A 15,188-nucleotide genomic window follows, 5' to 3' on the forward strand; every position below is an offset into this window, starting at 1 on the left:
TCATGGCAACACAGCTGGAAGCGGCTCACAACTTGAATTGAACTTGAGCGCAATCCGTCAGCTTTTGACAACGGGCTGACAGTCTCATTGGACAATTCAGATGGTTGAAGACACACCGCTCTGCGGAGCAATCAGATCCAACCGAGGCGAAAACGTAGATCGCCTCCTGGAAACGCTTGTCAAACTGCTTCAGGCCGAGGGGCTTTGTGTATCCGGGGTCGTACAACGCCGCGCCGAATATGGTGATACCTGCTGCGCCGATATGGGGCTTGAACTCATATCGAGTGGCGAGACGATCGAAATATCGCAGGCGCTGGGGCGAGGATCGCAGGGCTGCCGGCTCGATCCGCGCAGTCTCGCCGATATCACGGCTCGATTGCAGATTGAAATCGACCTGAAACCCGACCTCCTTGTCCTTAATCGATTCGGAAAAGGAGAACAGGATGGCCAGGGCTTTCGACAGTTGATCGGCAAGGCCATGGAGCTCTCCATTCCGGTTCTGACCGTGGTTCGAGAGCCGTACCTGGAGGCCTGGCGTAATTTTGCCGGCGAATTGGCTGTCGATCTTCCAGCTGACCTGGATGTAACCGTGGCCTGGTGCCTGACGGTTTCCGGCAAACCCGCGGCGGTGGCGGCCAATGGTTAGTCTTGATCCTGCTTGCGGTACGCTGAACGATCAGTTCGGCCGGACCGCGACGTATCTGCGCCTGTCTGTAACAGATCGATGTGACCTGCGATGCACCTATTGCATGGCAGAGAACATGACTTTCCTTCCACGCAAGGATCTGTTGTCGCTTGAAGAGCTTTATCGGCTTGCGACGATCTTCATCGGTCATGGCGTGCGCAAAATCAGACTGACTGGAGGAGAACCGCTTGTCCGCAAGAATGTGACCAGCCTGTTCAAGAACCTGTCCCAACATCTGGAAACAGGGGAACTTGATGAAGTCACCCTGACCACGAACGGATCACTATTGGCAGCTTACGCCGGTGAGCTTGTGGATTGTGGTGTGCGCCGGGTCAATGTCTCTCTCGACACGTTAAATGCCGATAGATACAGAACCATCACGCGCTGGGGCAAAATCGAGCGCGTCTTCGCAGGATTGGAGGCCGCAAAACGGGCCGGCCTGAAAGTCAAACTGAATGCCGTCGCCCAAAAAGGCGTCTTTGAGACCGAGCTCAATGACTTGATCCGTTTTGCCCATGAAAAGGATATGGATCTTACCCTCATTGAGGAAATGCCACTTGGCGGGGCTGCAGCGTGTCGCAGTCGAAGTTTCCTCTCTCTTGCGGAATTGCGCGGACGACTTGAAACGGAATGGACGCTCGAACCCTTGTCAGAGACGACCGGCGGTCCCGCAAGATATGTTCGGCTAAAGGAGACCGGCGGCAAGCTGGGGTTCATCACGCCGATGTCCTGCGACTTTTGCGCTGACTGCAACCGCATCCGGTTGAGCTGCACCGGCGATCTTTATACCTGTATGGGGCATGAAGGCGGCCTGGCTCTCAGGGAGCCTTTGCGTCAATCGAACGGCAACGAAAAAGTGGCGCAGCTCATTCGACAAAAGGTCTTCGACAAGCCACGCGGACATGCGTTTCAAATCAACGACACCGGGGTTAGCGGAATCGTTCGCTCCATGTCGACCCTTGGGGGATAAGCCGATGCGTATTGCCATTCTCGTGGTGTCGGACCGCGCCTCAAAGGGCGAGTACGAAGATCGGGGTGGACCGGCTATTCAGGCATGGCTGGAAAAGACCGTCACAACACCGTTTGAATGTGAAAGGATCATCATTCCGGATGGCTTTGAAAGCGTTCGCGACACATTGATCGACCTGTGCGATGCCAAGGCATTCGACATGGTGCTGACGACCGGTGGCACCGGTCCGGCTCCACGGGACCTTACTCCGGAAGCAACACAAGCTGTCTTCACAAAAGAACTGCCGGGGTTTGGTGAGTTGATGCGCCGGCGCAGTCTGGACTTTGTGCCAACGGCTATCCTTTCCCGGCAAACAGCCGGAATTCGCGGCAAGACTTTTCTGCTCAATCTGCCTGGCTCACCTGGAAGCATCGATGTCTGTCTGATGGCGGTCTTTGCCGCAGTCCCCTATTGCCTTGACCTGATCGGTGCAGGTTACATCGAAACCGATCCATCTGTGTTGAAGGCTCACCGACCTGGCAAATAGGTCCGGCTCGCATGTCAAAACGCCCGCGGTCCATTTTGGTCCGCGGGCGCATGCGTTTCGCATCGAAGGTTTATTCGGCCCGGGCCGTTTTGCCGAGATCAGCAAGAATTTCGAGCGCGATGATACGGCCTGCTCCACTGACTGCGCAGGCGTCTTGCAGCTTGGTCATGATGCTGGTGGTCAGATCACAAACCCCTCGTTTTCCGATAGCGGCCGAGAGCTCTGACCAGAGCGCGCCACTTTCTTTGAATGCAGCCTCGAACAGAGCATCGGCAGCGTCCCCATCGGCGGATGCACACATCCCTTTCAGGGCTGCGCGCCGTGTCGTTCGATCATCAGATCGAAGCAATTCACCAATTTGCGTCGGAAGAGTCTGCAATGTCATGCAAGCATTTAGTGCAGCCGCCTGATCGGCCGGGTCGTTGCCGCTGAGAGCTGCCTCAAAGCGCGGAGCCGCAACGGCGTCTGGTGCGAAGGACAAGAGATCGAGAAAGGCTGCCCTTGACGGTGCATAATTATCTGGTGGCAAGTTCACAAGAAACGACCAATCCGCCTGAGACAGGGTTACGCCGTTGCCGCTTCGTGTCGCAAGCGCCGTCAAGGCAGCAACGCGCAATTCGTCGTCCCGGGACTCCATCGCCGCCAGCAAGACCGGTGTGAATACGGTCAGTTTTTGCTCGCCAATCAGCCTGACGGCAATTCTACGGATTTCCTGGGCCGCATTTGATGCAACGTCGGGCCGAACACGCTTCTTTTTCAATGTGGATTGCGCGAGTTCCAGAAACTTCAGGTCCTCGTCGGACAAGTCGATCTTCTCTTCCGCAAATTCAGCTTGTTCGACATCACCTTGCAGGATTGCTGCCAGCGTGCTTTGAGGGAATGCGACAATTTCAGCCGTCTCCTCAGATTGTTCGCCTTCACCCCTATCAAGGACAACACTTTGCGCTTGGGTTTGGTCGGCGTCTTCAGCGTCATCATTCTTGGGTTCCGGTTTGCGATAGTCGCTCAGTTTGACCGGCTCATCCGTCTCGTCCTGAGGAATAATGTTTCCATCCCGGTCCAACACGATACGGTTTTTCGTACCGCCGTCATCATCGCGTGCGCGCGCGCCAAACTGCTTCTGCTCCTCTTCTCCACCTTGCTTTTCTTCATTCTCGGTGTCCATTTCCTCAGACACCAGATCGCCTTGTGCAGCCAAAAGCAGAATAGCGGCAGCGTTATCGGCAACCTCGCCGTCGCCATCGGACAAGGCCGACACTGACGCAAGCGCGGAAAGTCGCACCATTTGGCTCTTTGAAGTTATCCCTTCAGCCAGATACTCAAGGACCTCAGGCTTTTGGAAATAAGCGAGTGCCGACAATACAGACCGTTGAACTTCCGGTTTTGGGTTATGCGTCTTGATTTCCTGAAGTGCTTGAAACGCCTCTTCGCTTTTGCTGCGGCCCAGAACGTCAACCAGGGCGGATACAAAGTCTTCTCTTTCACCACGCAGTTTCGCACCGGTGAGATCGACAAGTTTGCCAAGTTGGGTTGATTTCAAGTTGCGTTCGCTCAGACGACGGATCGCGGCCAGCCTGACGGTTCTGTCGTCATCATGCACAACCAGATTGACCAGGTCATCGACCGATATTGTGGGCGACTTTGCCGCTGTCATGGATCGAATGAGCGGAGACGGGTCTTCGATCAACTGAGCGTCAGACAAGGGGGCTCCGCGCTCCAACATGGTTTCGAGCGCGGCCAAACGCACATCGACACTCTTGTCCTGACACAATCCACCCAAGGCCTTCAAGGCATGGGGGTCAGAGGAGGTGCCAAGGGCACGGGCAGCCCGGGAGCGCTGACGTTCCGACGCGCTCTGCCCGGCATCGAGAAGCGCGAGGAACCCGGGGCGACCAAGACCGGCATAAGCCTCAAAGACCTCGCGCCAGAGCTCTTGGCCAAATTCATCCTTTGCCGCCGTCATCAGATCATCGAGTGCTTCCTCGATCCCCAGGCGGCCGATCGTCCGGATCGCTTCCTTTTGAACGTCGAGCCAGTCATCCCAGTCGGCGTTTTCATCTTCCCAGGCAATTTCGTCGTCGAAACTTTCAACCGATAGCTTGCGCAAAAGCGGTGCCGCAAGCTCGCGGTCTTCCGCTTGAAGTCCGCTCAGTGCCGCAATCTTGGATTCGCTTACGGGATCGTTCCGAAGGCTCCAGAGGAAGGTCTCTCCCAATCCCTTCTCACCAAGCTTTACCAGCGTTTGCAGCGCGTCGCCCCGCACATCGGGGTCGTCATTCCGAGTTGCCTCCAGCAGCACATTGCGCGCTGACGGGAGCCCCCACTGACCAGCTGCCTTTATGGCCAGACACTGCTCTGCGGGCGAACCTGATTGCACGATTTGAAGCATGGTGTTTTCAAGATCGCTACCAAGTGCCAACGCCTCAGGCTTCAAGGGAATCGAAGGTTTAGGCTGGGCCATTTCAGAAGAACCTTTGTCGTTAAAATGCTTGGAAAAACAATAAGGCGGGAACTCTCGTCCCCGCCTTGATCTTGATCAGTCTCTCGCAACGCCCTTAGGCGATGTCACGGCGTGCGAAGGACATTGAACGGTAGCTTGTTTTGTAGGGCGATGTGCCGATCTTACGGATCCGGCCGACGCCCATCTTGTAGTTGTAGTTACCGCTGATCCAGTCGACCACACGCCCGGACAAGGCGTTGGCTGGTTGAGCCGTGTGCAGGAAGTCCATGTAAAGGAGCCCCTTCTTCACGGCTGGTGTCACGATGGCGACAGCTGTGATCGCAGCTTCCGTCAACTCGATGTGACCATGCTCCATCAGTTTTTCGAACTGGAAGTCATCGCCTTCCACACCGATGATCGTGTCTTTCTGAACCGGAATCCGGTCAGAATAGAGCATGACATAATCGCCGTTCTCGATGCCTCTGGCCGCCGCGTCATCGGGATGGATTTCCACCCAGTTTTCGGGCCAGCGTTGAACGATGTACGGACGACGGCGATCGTCGTAACCGGACTGCCAGCGCTCGTTGATACGACCAGACGTGACCCACAACTCATCGTCTTTCGGCTTCAGCCATGCCCAGTAGTCGGAGAACAGGCTCCAAGGTGACTTCTGGATGTTGCATTTGCCGGTCTGCGAGTTGAAATGGGTCAGTTTCTTGCCGAGGCGGTTTGCTCCGGACGGTCCGTCGGCTGGCAACTTGCGTTCAGTGTCATGCAGACGCTTGGTACCGACCAGCGTGCCGTCGTCCTGCAGAAGGACCGGTCCCTGGATGCCGTTGGTGCCAAACTCCGCCAGTTTCTCGTGCAGGGTTTTGCCTTCACGTTGTGCGACAACCTTGACGTTAAAGAAATCCTTGCGGCTTCCTCGTGAGAAACGGGCACCTTCTTCAAGCACTTCGTTGGAGTTCTTCCAATCAAAGCCTTTGTAACCCATCGCGGTTGCCAGTTTGGCAATGATCCACCAATCCGGCTTGGCTTCACCCGGTGCATCGTAGAACTTCGGATAGAGCCGAATACGGCGCTCGCCATTAGCGCGGGTGAAGGTATCTTCACCCCAACCGGCAGCCGGGAAAACGATGTCGGCATAGCGTGCGCCGATCGGATCCACCAGATAGATATCCTGGTTGACGACGACCATGCCACCACTGTCAACGCGCCGCTTCAGCGTATCGATGATCTCCTGCTTGTCGAACGAACGGATCTGATGCGGATTTTGCACAGTCAGCTCGTTGAACTTCGCCGCAAGAGACTGCGATCCGCACATGGACTGTATCCAGGTGTTGCCGATCACGTGCGCAAAGCGCGTGTGGCCGGACATCAGATACCGGTCCGTATCCATCGCACGGCGGCGGCGGCCAGGCAGTTTTTCAGGCGATTTGTTACGCGGGTATTTGCCGCCACGTAGACCACCACGCTGGTGACCACCAGCCCGGCCAATCACCTGCCCGGGACGTCCACCGGCCCCGACGATGATGCCGAGAGCGGAGATGGCCTGGGTGTTGCCGGTGTTGTTCGACCAGTAGAAGCCCTTTTCGATCATGACCGATGTCTTCGGACGTGATCCGTCTTCCTTCGGTTTCGCCATCCATTCTGCAGCGGTGTAGATCTTCTCAACGTCGATCTGGGCGATCTCGGCAGCCGTTTCCGGAGCGAACTCGTCCTGGGACAGGAGCCATTCTTTCCAGTCTTCAAAACCGGCGGTCTGGAACTTGCCCCAAGTGGTGCGCCACTGCCACGGCGTGTTGCGGGTGCCCTGACCGAAGCCTGACGAGCTTTCCCATTTGTTGTTGACCCATTTCTGGATCCAGTCGCTGTCTTCCCAGCCATTTTCCACGATGACGCGGGCGATGGCGTTGACCACCAGCAAGTCTGTGCCCGGCTGAATGTCGAGCCACATGCCGCCGTTCTTTTCGGCGTAGGCAATACCGCCGGTCTTGCGGGGAACCATGAAGATCGCTTTTTGACCATTCTGAATGCCCGGCATCATCCAGTCCGTAAACAGGATGGTCTTGGTTTCATAAGGGTCGGTGCCGCAAACAAGCAGCGTTTCGGCGTCTCTCCAGTCTTCGTAAGATGGTCCGAAGTTATCGAAGCCCGCATCCCGGAAGCCGGGTGTGGACGTCACGTCGGACGGCGTGTCGTGGAAGGTGAAATTGGCGGTGCTGACACTGTTCAGGGCGTATTTCGTGATGGCATATGTGTTTTCCATATAACCATACGAGAATGTCTTGACGCAGTAGGCATTTTCACCGTGTGTCTTGATCACATGTTTGCCGACTTCCGCCGCGATTTCCATCGCGAAGTCCCAAGTTACCGGCATCAGGACGCCGAACATGCGGATCATCGGAGACTTCAACCGGTCACGGGTCGGGGTCTGCGGATTGTAGACCTTCTGCGCCAGAGCCCCGCCGCGAATGGATGAGTTGCCGAGAAGATTGACGTGCTCGGTATCCTTGTCGGGAATGATGATGACGTGATGTGGTTCGCCATCATGCAGCACGACATTGTACTGGTTGGGTGCAACCCAGGGGCCGAGCGGATCGACCGGGAAGTCGACGCCGAAAGCGTTTTCCTCGGCCTTCTCACCGCCAACCTTGCCGCCCTTGACCGGCCAGCGATAGATCTTGTAACCGCAGGCGACAATGCAGTAGTCGCAAGCGGTCGAGATCACATCCGCATCCACCGGAGGCAGCGGAATATTCGTCTCTGGGATATAGTAGGGTGTGGACATTATCGGTCTCCTCAGCCCTTGAGATTGTCGTAACGGCCATAGATCAGGCCGAACATTCCAACGGCATAGATGTCATCTCCATCCAGCTCGAGCAGCACCTGAGGCAGGCTCTGGTAAGCTTGTCCGGAAATGAAAATACCGTGGCGCGTCAGATCGAATGTGGTCAGGTGCAACGGGCACGGCCCCAGCACCTTGTCCTCGGATTTGTAAGTGCCTTGAAGCGGTCCGCCCTGGTGAGTACAGGTGTAGTTGAAGGCAACCACATCCTTGTTGGGACCGATCCCGCCGCCGGCTTCACGGCCGAGCTTGACCAGCATGGATTCCGAATAGGCACCATCATCCGGATAGGTGAAGTCGAGAGGCTCATCCTCTTTCAGCTCCGAGAGCTTGCCGATCAGCTTGCGTTCGTAGGTCGAAACCACCGCCGGAACCTTTGCAGACGAAGGGCCTGCCTTCAGAGCGACCATGACCGTGAACGTGGTGATGCCCGACGTCAGAAGAAACTGACGTCTGTTCATGAGGCACCGCTTGCCTGTCTTGGCAACGTCCTTCGGGCCGTTTATGGCTTCGATCAGGGCCGGATCGATCGGTTTTTGATGTTTCGTCATAATCCGTCTCCTTAGTTCGAAGCCGCCGGAAGGACGTCGTATTCGGGAAGCTCTGGCTCCTCCATCACGATACGTTCACCGGAAAGGCTTTCCAGGAAGGCCAGCAGATCGGCTTTTTCGTCGTCATTGAGGCCGAGAGGTTTGATGAGCTCACTCTTGGTTTCAGCGAACTCGTTTTCACCGCCACCCTGGTTGTAGAACTCGATGACGTCTTCCAGCGTTTCGATCATGCCGTTGTGCATGTATGGTGCTGTGTACTTTGTGTAGCGCAGCGACGGGACGCGGAACTTGCCGAGATGGTTCTTGTCCTTCGCACGGAAGTAGACACCCGGATCGTCCTTGAAGGTCCGGTACATTTCTTCCGTCGATCCCTTCGCATAAAGCTCATAGCGGAAGGTGATCTGGGCAAGCTCGTCAGTTTCCCAGCCATCATAGGCCGGAACGCCGAGGTTGTAGTATTTCTGGTTGCTCAGCAATGCTCCATTGTGACACTGGGAACAGCCTGCCTTGCCGGTGAACAGTTCCAGACCCCGCTTTTGAGCATCGTCCAGAGCCGCATCATCGCCGCGCATATAGTTGTCGAATGGCGTGTCTGTTTGAACAAGTGTGCGCTCAAATGCGGCAATTGCCATCCAGGCGTGGCTCAGGCGCGGATATTCGGTTCCAAAGACGTCCTTGAACCGTTCACGATATTCCGGCACGAAAGCCAGGCGAGCTTCGAGCATGTCATCTTCGCCATTCCCGGCGACTGCCCCTTTGGCTGCCGATTTAGCCTGTGCCTCCAGCGACTTGGAGGATCCTGCCCAGAAGAGGTTGCCGTAATAGGCCGAGTTGATGATTGTCTGGGAGTTCCGCCAGTGAACCGTGCCTGGATATCCAAGCGAGATCTTGTCGGGGAAGTCCCACCCGGCATCGGGCAGGTGGCATGCCGAGCATGGCATTGCGCTGTTACCGGAAAGACGCGGATCGAAAAACAGCATCTTGCCGAGTTCGATCTTCTCAGGTGTTTGCGGGTTGTCTGCCGGAATGGGCGGATCACCCAGCGGCGCAAGGTCTGCCGGCCGATCGGCGGCAATTGCTCCGGTGGCGATTGCAAGCACTGATGCACCTGCGAGAGCCCATGCGGAGACGGTTTTCTTCATGGCTTTTGACATGATCCTGTCTCCTCAGTTGGTCGCGTTTTTCCAGTCGGGAACGACTTCAAATGCATAGTCATCCTGTTCCCAGACATAGGCGGGTTGGTTGTAGCTATCGCCGGAAAGCGCCTTCAGAAATTCAACCAGGTCAGCCTTTTCGCCCCGGGTCAGTTCAAGCGGCTTCAGACGAGAATCCTTGTTCGGATCATCTCCACCGCCCTGGTTGTAGAATTCGACCACGTCTTCCAGCGTTGCCAGCGTGCCATTGTGCATGTACGGCGCGGTGTAGGTCAGCTCGCGCAAGGTCGGGGTCATGAAGGTTCGTTTCGAACTTTCCTTGTGATCGCGAATGTAGGCTCCGAGATCCGTGCGCACGTTCATGTAGTTTTCGACACCCATGAATTTCGCATAGGCGACGTATGTCTGGTGCCGCAGCGGGTCGGACCAAATGTCCGGATTGTCGGGAACCCCGATGTTGTGCGGCTGGTCGTCGGTGAAACGGTCACCGGAATGACAGGCCGTACAGCCAGCCTTGCCCTTGAAGTTCACGTAACCGCGTTTCGCGGCTTCGCTCATTTCACCGGTATCGAACGGGGAGCCAGAAGAGGCGATCGACTTCAGGAACTCCTGAAGCGCAGATCGCGCGCCGCCGTTTGAAGGTTCGCCCTTGCCGGCAGCCTTGAACATTTCGACATAGACAGGATCCTGCTTCAGACGCTCCTGCATCATCCGCATGTCCATGTTCATGATGTAATCTTCCGTGATCATTTCACGGGATACATCATTCAGGTTCGTGCCGAGCCGGCCATCGTGCATCCAGGCCGCGCGCTGGCCAACATTGGCAAGCGTGGGCGTGTTCCGAAAACCTTCCGAGCCGCTATAGGCCGTTGAAAGGGCTTCGCCGTCGGTGAAGGCGAGATCCGGTTGATGGCAAGATGAACAGGAAAGATTGGTGTCGCCGGACAGGCGCGTGTCGTAGAAAAGACGCTTGCCGAGTTCGGCCAGCTCGGGATTGACCTCCATCGGCGTAACCGGACCCTGATCTGCGGACCAGGCGGCCGTGGTGGCTAATAGCAGAGCTGCAATACTTGCAGTAAGGCGCATAGGACCCTCCGTAGTGGAGAGGAGTATTAGAACGCGATCACCACTGAATTCGGCGACCGCTCAACTCCCCCATCACGGCGAGTATTCACTTGTGAAAATCATCAGCACTGATTGCAATCAATCGTCTGTTTTTTTGAGTAATCATACGTAGAGATTTGAAGTAAATTTAATATTCAAACATTCGAAAATATATATTTATCAAACAATTGTGACGATTGATATTGCTCAATTATGTATTCGAAGACAGACCATATAGTCCCTCCAACAGTAGGGGCCTGATATGAGAACAATGAACGGACTGTCGGCGGAGAGCTATACTGAAGATCAAGATGCCGGCAATCTGTGCAGTCTGGAACACAGCTGCGGTTTTCATTCCCAAAACTGTATTTGCGCCGCTCTTCGAACGACTTTCGGAATAGATCTCCCGAAAGGTGCGCATAAATATGCGCTTGCGACCGGACAGGAATTAGACCCCGAGACACTACCAAATTCACCCGTTATCGGCATCCTGACCGGCGCGGTCGCAATCGTTGCCCACCTCAGCGACGGCCGAAGAACGATCACTGGCCTTTTCCTGCCTGGTGACTACATCAATCTCGCGACACTGCAACGCCAGTTCGATGGCACGATAACGGCACTGACACCCAGCGCGGTCCAGTTGATGGAATACCCGGTTTTCGAGAAACTTCTCAGTCGTTCCGATACGGCCAGAGACCATTTTATCGATCAGACAAACAACTTTCTTTTCCGCCTTCTCGACCACAGCAATGATCTTGCCAAGAAGACGCCGATCGAACGCATTGCCGCGTTCATTTTTGAGCTCAAAAGCCGGATGCTGCCGCGAAGCGGACATCAATTCAATTCGATCACCATTCCGTTCGGGCGCCGCGACATCGCCGACTATCTCGGACTTCAACCAGAAACCGTCAGCAGAGGATTTACCACGCTGACGAATGAAGGGGTTATCAGCCTTCCCGAAGCCGATCTGGTCACCATTGAGGACGTTCGCCGATTGCGTCTGATTGCCAACGGGGGACGTCCCAGAAAACGTGGCGCTTAGCAGCGCTCACTCAATGCACCCAACTGGGCTGTTCTTCTGTCCACACTTTCAATCCGCCAAGCCATCGCGGTCAACAAGCGTCGTGAACGCCACTTCTTGACAGGTAGCCAGGTCAACCTGGAGTGAACTCAACCATGCCAAGCGCATTCTCTAAACATGCTGCGGTAGCCTCCGTTATGGCTGCCCTTGTCCTTGCGACGTCACCCGCCTATGCCGAAGACACAACTTCCAACACGAAGATCGATCAAATCAGCGACCCGTTGGCCGACCGGGTGCTGGACATGTTTCGGTTTGAGCCGAATTTCGTTGCACTGAAGACGGGAGAACGGGTCACATTCAATAATTCCAGGGGCCAGCACACTGTTGTAAGCGTCAAGGGACTGATACCCGACGGAGTTGAAAAGATTTCCGTTGCCAATACCGCAACCGAAACCATGACAATGGACGTGCCTGGACTTTATGTCCTGACCTGCAAGGTTCATGGCCGCTATGGCATGGTCATGCTGCTGGCTGTCGGAGACCCAGATAGTTGGAAAAATCCGCCGGAAAGCTGGACCAGGAAACTCTCAGGTCGTTACGACGAAAAGCTCCAGGAGCTGCTTGCAAAACTGGACGCAAAGTTCCCGCGTTAGCCCGCTTCACTCGCGTTTCTGCGTTTCAGCTGCAATATTCCGGGTAGGCTTTGGGGCAGTTTGAAAAAACAGCCGGCCCTGAGATCCTTCAAGGGCCGGCTGCTATCTTTAGAGACCCATGTCGGCTCTGAACGGATAAAACTGCAGCTCAGATCCGGGTTCTATGCTTGAACAGCTAGCAGGAACCGCCCCCAGGCCGTCTGCCTCGATCAGAGGCATGAGGCGAGCAGAGCCGGCCCTGCCCGTCTTTTCAAGAAGCGGAAAACCTTCCTGTGGCGTTCCGACTATATTGCAGGGGAAGAATTCCTGCCGACCTGGCCTTCTTTGCCAACTAAAGGCAGCTCTGGCGTTCAGGATCAATGGCGCACGTTGCACAGCACCGGCCAGGGCTTCAAGAACCGGCCTGCCGACCAACAGAAAATCAACAAAACAGGCAAGCGGATTTCCCGGCAAACCGAGGTATACCGCCTTGCCGATTTTTCCGAGCGCAATCGGCTTACCGGGCTTAATTGCCATACGCCAGCCTTCTATGCTGCCTCCGGCGGCAACCACGGCAGATTTCAAATGATCTTCCTCACCGACCGACACTCCGCCCGATGTAATTATGAGATCGTGATCTCGTGCTGCCTCTTTGAGCGTCTCCGCAATCGCGCCGAGGTCATCCTTGATGATGCCCAGATCGGTTGTCTCCACGGCGTTCGAATTTAGCAGTGTGCGCAGCATCGGCCGGTTGGTATCGAAAATATGGCCGGGGCCCATTCCAACGCCCGTATCGCGCAGCTCGTTGCCTGTCGACAGCACGGCCACGCGAATTTTCCTGACAACACATGCCGTCTGATAGCCGCTTGCCGTCATCAACGCAGTATGGCGCGCATCGAGGCGTGTGCCGCTGCGGACAAGAGACTGGTTCACTTGAACGTCTTCGCCTGTTCGGCGAATGTTGTCGCCTTCGGGCACGTCGAAGTTAGGCACAACATGCCCATCCGCAACGTTCGCGTGTTCCTGCATCACCACAGATTGGGTTCCGTTTGGCGTTGGAGCGCCGGTCATGATGCGGACAGCTTCGTCCGGGGCAATCCGGCCTTTCGGGCAGTCTCCGGCAATCATTCGCCCGACAATCTTGAACGCTTTTTCCCCGCTTCCACCCAGCGCATATCCGTCAACCGCCGAATGATCATGAATTGGCAAGGAGAAAAGCGAGACCGTTTCACCAAAGTTGACCCTGCCGGCGGCGTCCGGCAATGGAACGTCTTCAAACTCGGTGATCTTGCTGCAAAGGCTGACAGCCCGTGACACGGTGTCATTGACGCTCGAAAGCCGTTTTTCCTGGGCGTTGTCACAACAATCAAACTTGGCTTTGCTTTCCATGGACTTGGTTCCGGGCTGAATAACTGCTTGGTTTTTCAAGATCCTGACAAGCTAACTCAGACCCACCTGTTTTACTTTGACGAGCGTCAAAGGCCGTTTCTTTGAAACGATGCCCATTCCACAATCGACAGCTGAGCAATAGGTTCGCCGACTTGAGCAAGGCATGAGTGCCATCTCATCTGATGTGCGCGTCTCGCTCTACCAGGCGCCATCGGTGCAATCAGAATCCATGCACCTTCCGGCAGGAGGCGTCTCACTTTCAAGGCTTCCTGGGACGGAACATATGATAGCGTCGCAACGCGATTTCATGCCGAGCCGTTGTTTGGGCAAAATTTTAAAACTTATTGCAGAAGGAACATTCCCCAAAAATGATGAAGCTAGATCGAGCTTATTCGGCTGTCTTGTTCGACATGGACGGAACGCTGGTGGATTCGCGTGTGGTAATCGAGCGGATTTTGACGGAATGGGCTGTTGCCAACGGCGTCGATCCCGATGCCCTGCTCGCAGTTTCACATGGCCGAAGGACCATCGATACACTGCGGGACTTCGCGAAAGCCGGTACTGATTGTGAGGTGGAAGCGGCAAAAATTGAGGCGGAGGAAACCGCCGATGTCTGCGGTATCGTGCCCGTTCCGGGTGCAGCCGAACTCTTGAGCCGTTTGCCGTCGACCCGTTGGGCAGTCGTTACGTCTGCAGGCCGCGATCTCGCTATCAGAAGGTTGTCGGCTGCTGGTCTGCCCATACCCGAAGTTCTCGTGTGTGCGGAAGATATCGAACACGGCAAGCCGGACCCGTCAGGATACCACCTTGCTGCGACAAGACTTGGTACGACCGCCGACCAGTGCCTTGTCTTTGAAGACGCTCCTGCGGGAATTCAGGCTGGACTGAACGCTGGAAGTGATGTGATTGCGATCGGCTTTGCAAGTCCAACCGACACAAGACCCGCGTGTCCGTTGATTTCAGATTTCGAAGCCATCGAGTTCCGATTGAACTGACCCAAGAGTGCTTCGGTACTAGATAGGATACTTCACGTTTTTGACACAAAACCGGACTTCAACATTGAATGATAAAACTGAGAATGGATCTCAATCGGCAAGAAGGCTGGAGAGCTGAGCCGCGGCTGATTTCAATTTGTCGACATGATTGATCGCGTCATCGAGCGGCAATCTTTGTTCCGGGGCGTGAAAAGACAGGGTTGAAACCAACCGGCCGTTGGCTTCGATGATTGGCACGGCAACAGCAATCATGCCTTCCATGAACTCGCCGTTGTCGGTTGAAAAGCCGCGCTCGCGAACTTTCGCAACCTCTTCGATCAGCACCTGAGGATCCGAGATCGTTGTCTCGGTCATGGCGTCCAGTTTTGTTGAAGCCGAATAGTTCCTGAGATGCCTGCGATCAAGACTGCTCAGATACATCTTGCCGCTAGCGGTACAGTAAAACGGTACTCGTGTGCCGACCGGCAGCTGTATGCGCAAAGGCCACTTGGTCTCTACGCGGTCCAGATAAATCATGGCATCGCGGTCAGGAATAGCGATGTTGCAGGTCTCGCCGATCTCTTCTGCGAGCTTTGCCAGGATTGCCAGACGCGCCGTACGAATGCGCAACGACGACAGGATACCGGCCGACATCTTCCGCAAACGAAGACCGGGCGAGTAACCCTTTCCGTCAATCTCCCGTTGGATGAACCCTTCACTTTCCAGCGTCGTGAACAGCCGGTGGATGGTCGGCTTGGGCAACCCGAGTTTGGAATTCAGCTCGGTGGGGGTGACCGGAACGCCTGTTTCGGCCAATTCTTCGAGAACGAACAGCAAACGCAGATTGGTTGGAATTGCATTTTCCCTGCCGTTTTCGTCCACCATGCAGTCCCC

At 55.5% G+C, this 15,188-nt stretch carries 13 protein-coding genes; 6 read left to right on the forward strand and 7 right to left on the reverse strand.

Translation table 11 applies throughout. The features are described from left to right. The first annotated feature begins 100 nt into the window (after positions 1 to 100). The 3 genes from FIV00_RS22360 to mog are packed head-to-tail and all read left to right on the forward strand — an operon-like array spanning position 101 to position 2,181. The gene (locus tag FIV00_RS22360; protein WP_152502828.1) at positions 101 to 646 is read left to right on the forward strand and encodes a DUF2478 domain-containing protein; all 546 of its coding nucleotides are present in this window, start codon (positions 101 to 103) and stop codon (positions 644 to 646) included. Beyond that, positions 639 to 1,655: a GTP 3',8-cyclase MoaA gene (moaA, locus tag FIV00_RS22365; protein ID WP_152502829.1), complete on the forward strand. Its 1,017-nt coding sequence runs from the start codon at positions 639 to 641 to the stop codon at positions 1,653 to 1,655. Before FIV00_RS22360 ends, moaA begins: the two co-directional genes overlap by 8 nt. A gap of 4 nt (positions 1,656 to 1,659) precedes the next feature. After that, entirely contained in the window at positions 1,660 to 2,181 is a 522-nt protein-coding gene (gene mog / locus FIV00_RS22370; RefSeq protein WP_152502830.1) for a molybdopterin adenylyltransferase, read from the forward strand. A 70-nt stretch (positions 2,182 to 2,251) separates the two neighbouring features. Here the strand turns inward: mog and FIV00_RS22375 are convergent, their stop codons facing one another. From FIV00_RS22375 to FIV00_RS22395, 5 genes are all read right to left on the reverse strand, one after another. Next, positions 2,252 to 4,642 (reverse strand): HEAT repeat domain-containing protein, encoded by a 2,391-nt coding sequence (locus FIV00_RS22375; RefSeq protein ID WP_152502831.1) that lies wholly within the window; start codon positions 4,640 to 4,642, stop codon positions 2,252 to 2,254. A gap of 94 nt (positions 4,643 to 4,736) precedes the next feature. Next, positions 4,737 to 7,412, reverse strand: coding sequence for an arsenate reductase (azurin) large subunit (locus FIV00_RS22380; protein ID WP_152502832.1), 2,676 nt, complete (start codon positions 7,410 to 7,412; stop codon positions 4,737 to 4,739). Between the two features lie 11 nt (positions 7,413 to 7,423). Next, positions 7,424 to 8,020, reverse strand: a complete 597-nt coding sequence (locus FIV00_RS22385; RefSeq protein WP_152502833.1) for an arsenate reductase (azurin) small subunit — start codon at positions 8,018 to 8,020, stop codon at positions 7,424 to 7,426. Positions 8,021 to 8,031: 11 nt separating this feature from the next. Next, complete coding sequence (locus FIV00_RS22390; protein WP_209006666.1) at positions 8,032 to 9,174, reverse strand: cytochrome-c peroxidase; 1,143 nt, start codon at positions 9,172 to 9,174, stop codon at positions 8,032 to 8,034. Positions 9,175 to 9,186: 12 nt separating this feature from the next. Continuing rightward, positions 9,187 to 10,260 carry a cytochrome-c peroxidase gene (locus FIV00_RS22395; RefSeq protein WP_152502834.1) on the reverse strand — a complete coding sequence of 358 codons (1,074 nt, stop codon included), beginning with the start codon at positions 10,258 to 10,260 and terminating at the stop codon, positions 9,187 to 9,189. A gap of 280 nt (positions 10,261 to 10,540) precedes the next feature. Between FIV00_RS22395 and FIV00_RS22400 the strand changes: the two genes are divergently transcribed. Together FIV00_RS22400 and FIV00_RS22405 are read left to right on the forward strand one after the other, a co-directional pair. Further along, a complete protein-coding gene (locus FIV00_RS22400) occupies positions 10,541 to 11,320 on the forward strand; it encodes a Crp/Fnr family transcriptional regulator (RefSeq protein WP_152502835.1) in 780 nt (259 codons plus the stop codon). 134 nt (positions 11,321 to 11,454) lie between these two features. Next, a complete protein-coding gene (locus tag FIV00_RS22405) occupies positions 11,455 to 11,952 on the forward strand; it encodes a plastocyanin/azurin family copper-binding protein (protein WP_152502836.1) in 498 nt (165 codons plus the stop codon). Between the two features lie 108 nt (positions 11,953 to 12,060). Here FIV00_RS22405 and glp read toward each other — a convergent pair whose 3' ends face one another. After that, complete coding sequence (gene glp / locus FIV00_RS22410) at positions 12,061 to 13,320, reverse strand: gephyrin-like molybdotransferase Glp (protein ID WP_152502837.1); 1,260 nt, start codon at positions 13,318 to 13,320, stop codon at positions 12,061 to 12,063. A gap of 368 nt (positions 13,321 to 13,688) precedes the next feature. On the opposite strand from glp, the gene FIV00_RS22415 reads away from it, so the two are divergent. Next, positions 13,689 to 14,315: an HAD-IA family hydrolase gene (locus tag FIV00_RS22415; RefSeq protein ID WP_152502838.1), complete on the forward strand. Its 627-nt coding sequence runs from the start codon at positions 13,689 to 13,691 to the stop codon at positions 14,313 to 14,315. Positions 14,316 to 14,405: 90 nt separating this feature from the next. Here the strand turns inward: FIV00_RS22415 and FIV00_RS22420 are convergent, their stop codons facing one another. After that, the gene (locus FIV00_RS22420; protein WP_152502839.1) at positions 14,406 to 15,179 is read right to left on the reverse strand and encodes an IclR family transcriptional regulator; all 774 of its coding nucleotides are present in this window, start codon (positions 15,177 to 15,179) and stop codon (positions 14,406 to 14,408) included. Between the last annotated feature and the right edge of the window lie 9 nt (positions 15,180 to 15,188).

Source organism: Labrenzia sp. THAF82, from assembly GCF_009363435.1.
Taxonomy (GTDB): Bacteria; Pseudomonadota; Alphaproteobacteria; order Rhizobiales; family Stappiaceae; genus Roseibium; species Roseibium porphyridii.

What these genes read in the sequence shown, in the direction of transcription:
- FIV00_RS22360 (WP_152502828.1), top strand. Translation starts at nt 101, where the DNA reads ATGGTTGAAGACACACCGCTCTGCGGAGCAATCAGATCCAACCGAGGC.
- moaA (WP_152502829.1), top strand. Translation starts at nt 639, where the DNA reads ATGGTTAGTCTTGATCCTGCTTGCGGTACGCTGAACGATCAGTTCGGC.
- mog (WP_152502830.1), top strand. Translation starts at nt 1,660, where the DNA reads ATGCGTATTGCCATTCTCGTGGTGTCGGACCGCGCCTCAAAGGGCGAG.
- FIV00_RS22375 (WP_152502831.1), bottom strand. Translation starts at nt 4,642, where the DNA reads ATGGCCCAGCCTAAACCTTCGATTCCCTTGAAGCCTGAGGCGTTGGCA.
- FIV00_RS22380 (WP_152502832.1), bottom strand. Translation starts at nt 7,412, where the DNA reads ATGTCCACACCCTACTATATCCCAGAGACGAATATTCCGCTGCCTCCG.
- FIV00_RS22385 (WP_152502833.1), bottom strand. Translation starts at nt 8,020, where the DNA reads ATGACGAAACATCAAAAACCGATCGATCCGGCCCTGATCGAAGCCATA.
- FIV00_RS22390 (WP_209006666.1), bottom strand. Translation starts at nt 9,174, where the DNA reads ATGTCAAAAGCCATGAAGAAAACCGTCTCCGCATGGGCTCTCGCAGGT.
- FIV00_RS22395 (WP_152502834.1), bottom strand. Translation starts at nt 10,260, where the DNA reads ATGCGCCTTACTGCAAGTATTGCAGCTCTGCTATTAGCCACCACGGCC.
- FIV00_RS22400 (WP_152502835.1), top strand. Translation starts at nt 10,541, where the DNA reads ATGAGAACAATGAACGGACTGTCGGCGGAGAGCTATACTGAAGATCAA.
- FIV00_RS22405 (WP_152502836.1), top strand. Translation starts at nt 11,455, where the DNA reads ATGCCAAGCGCATTCTCTAAACATGCTGCGGTAGCCTCCGTTATGGCT.
- glp (WP_152502837.1), bottom strand. Translation starts at nt 13,320, where the DNA reads ATGGAAAGCAAAGCCAAGTTTGATTGTTGTGACAACGCCCAGGAAAAA.
- FIV00_RS22415 (WP_152502838.1), top strand. Translation starts at nt 13,689, where the DNA reads ATGATGAAGCTAGATCGAGCTTATTCGGCTGTCTTGTTCGACATGGAC.
- FIV00_RS22420 (WP_152502839.1), bottom strand. Translation starts at nt 15,179, where the DNA reads ATGGTGGACGAAAACGGCAGGGAAAATGCAATTCCAACCAATCTGCGT.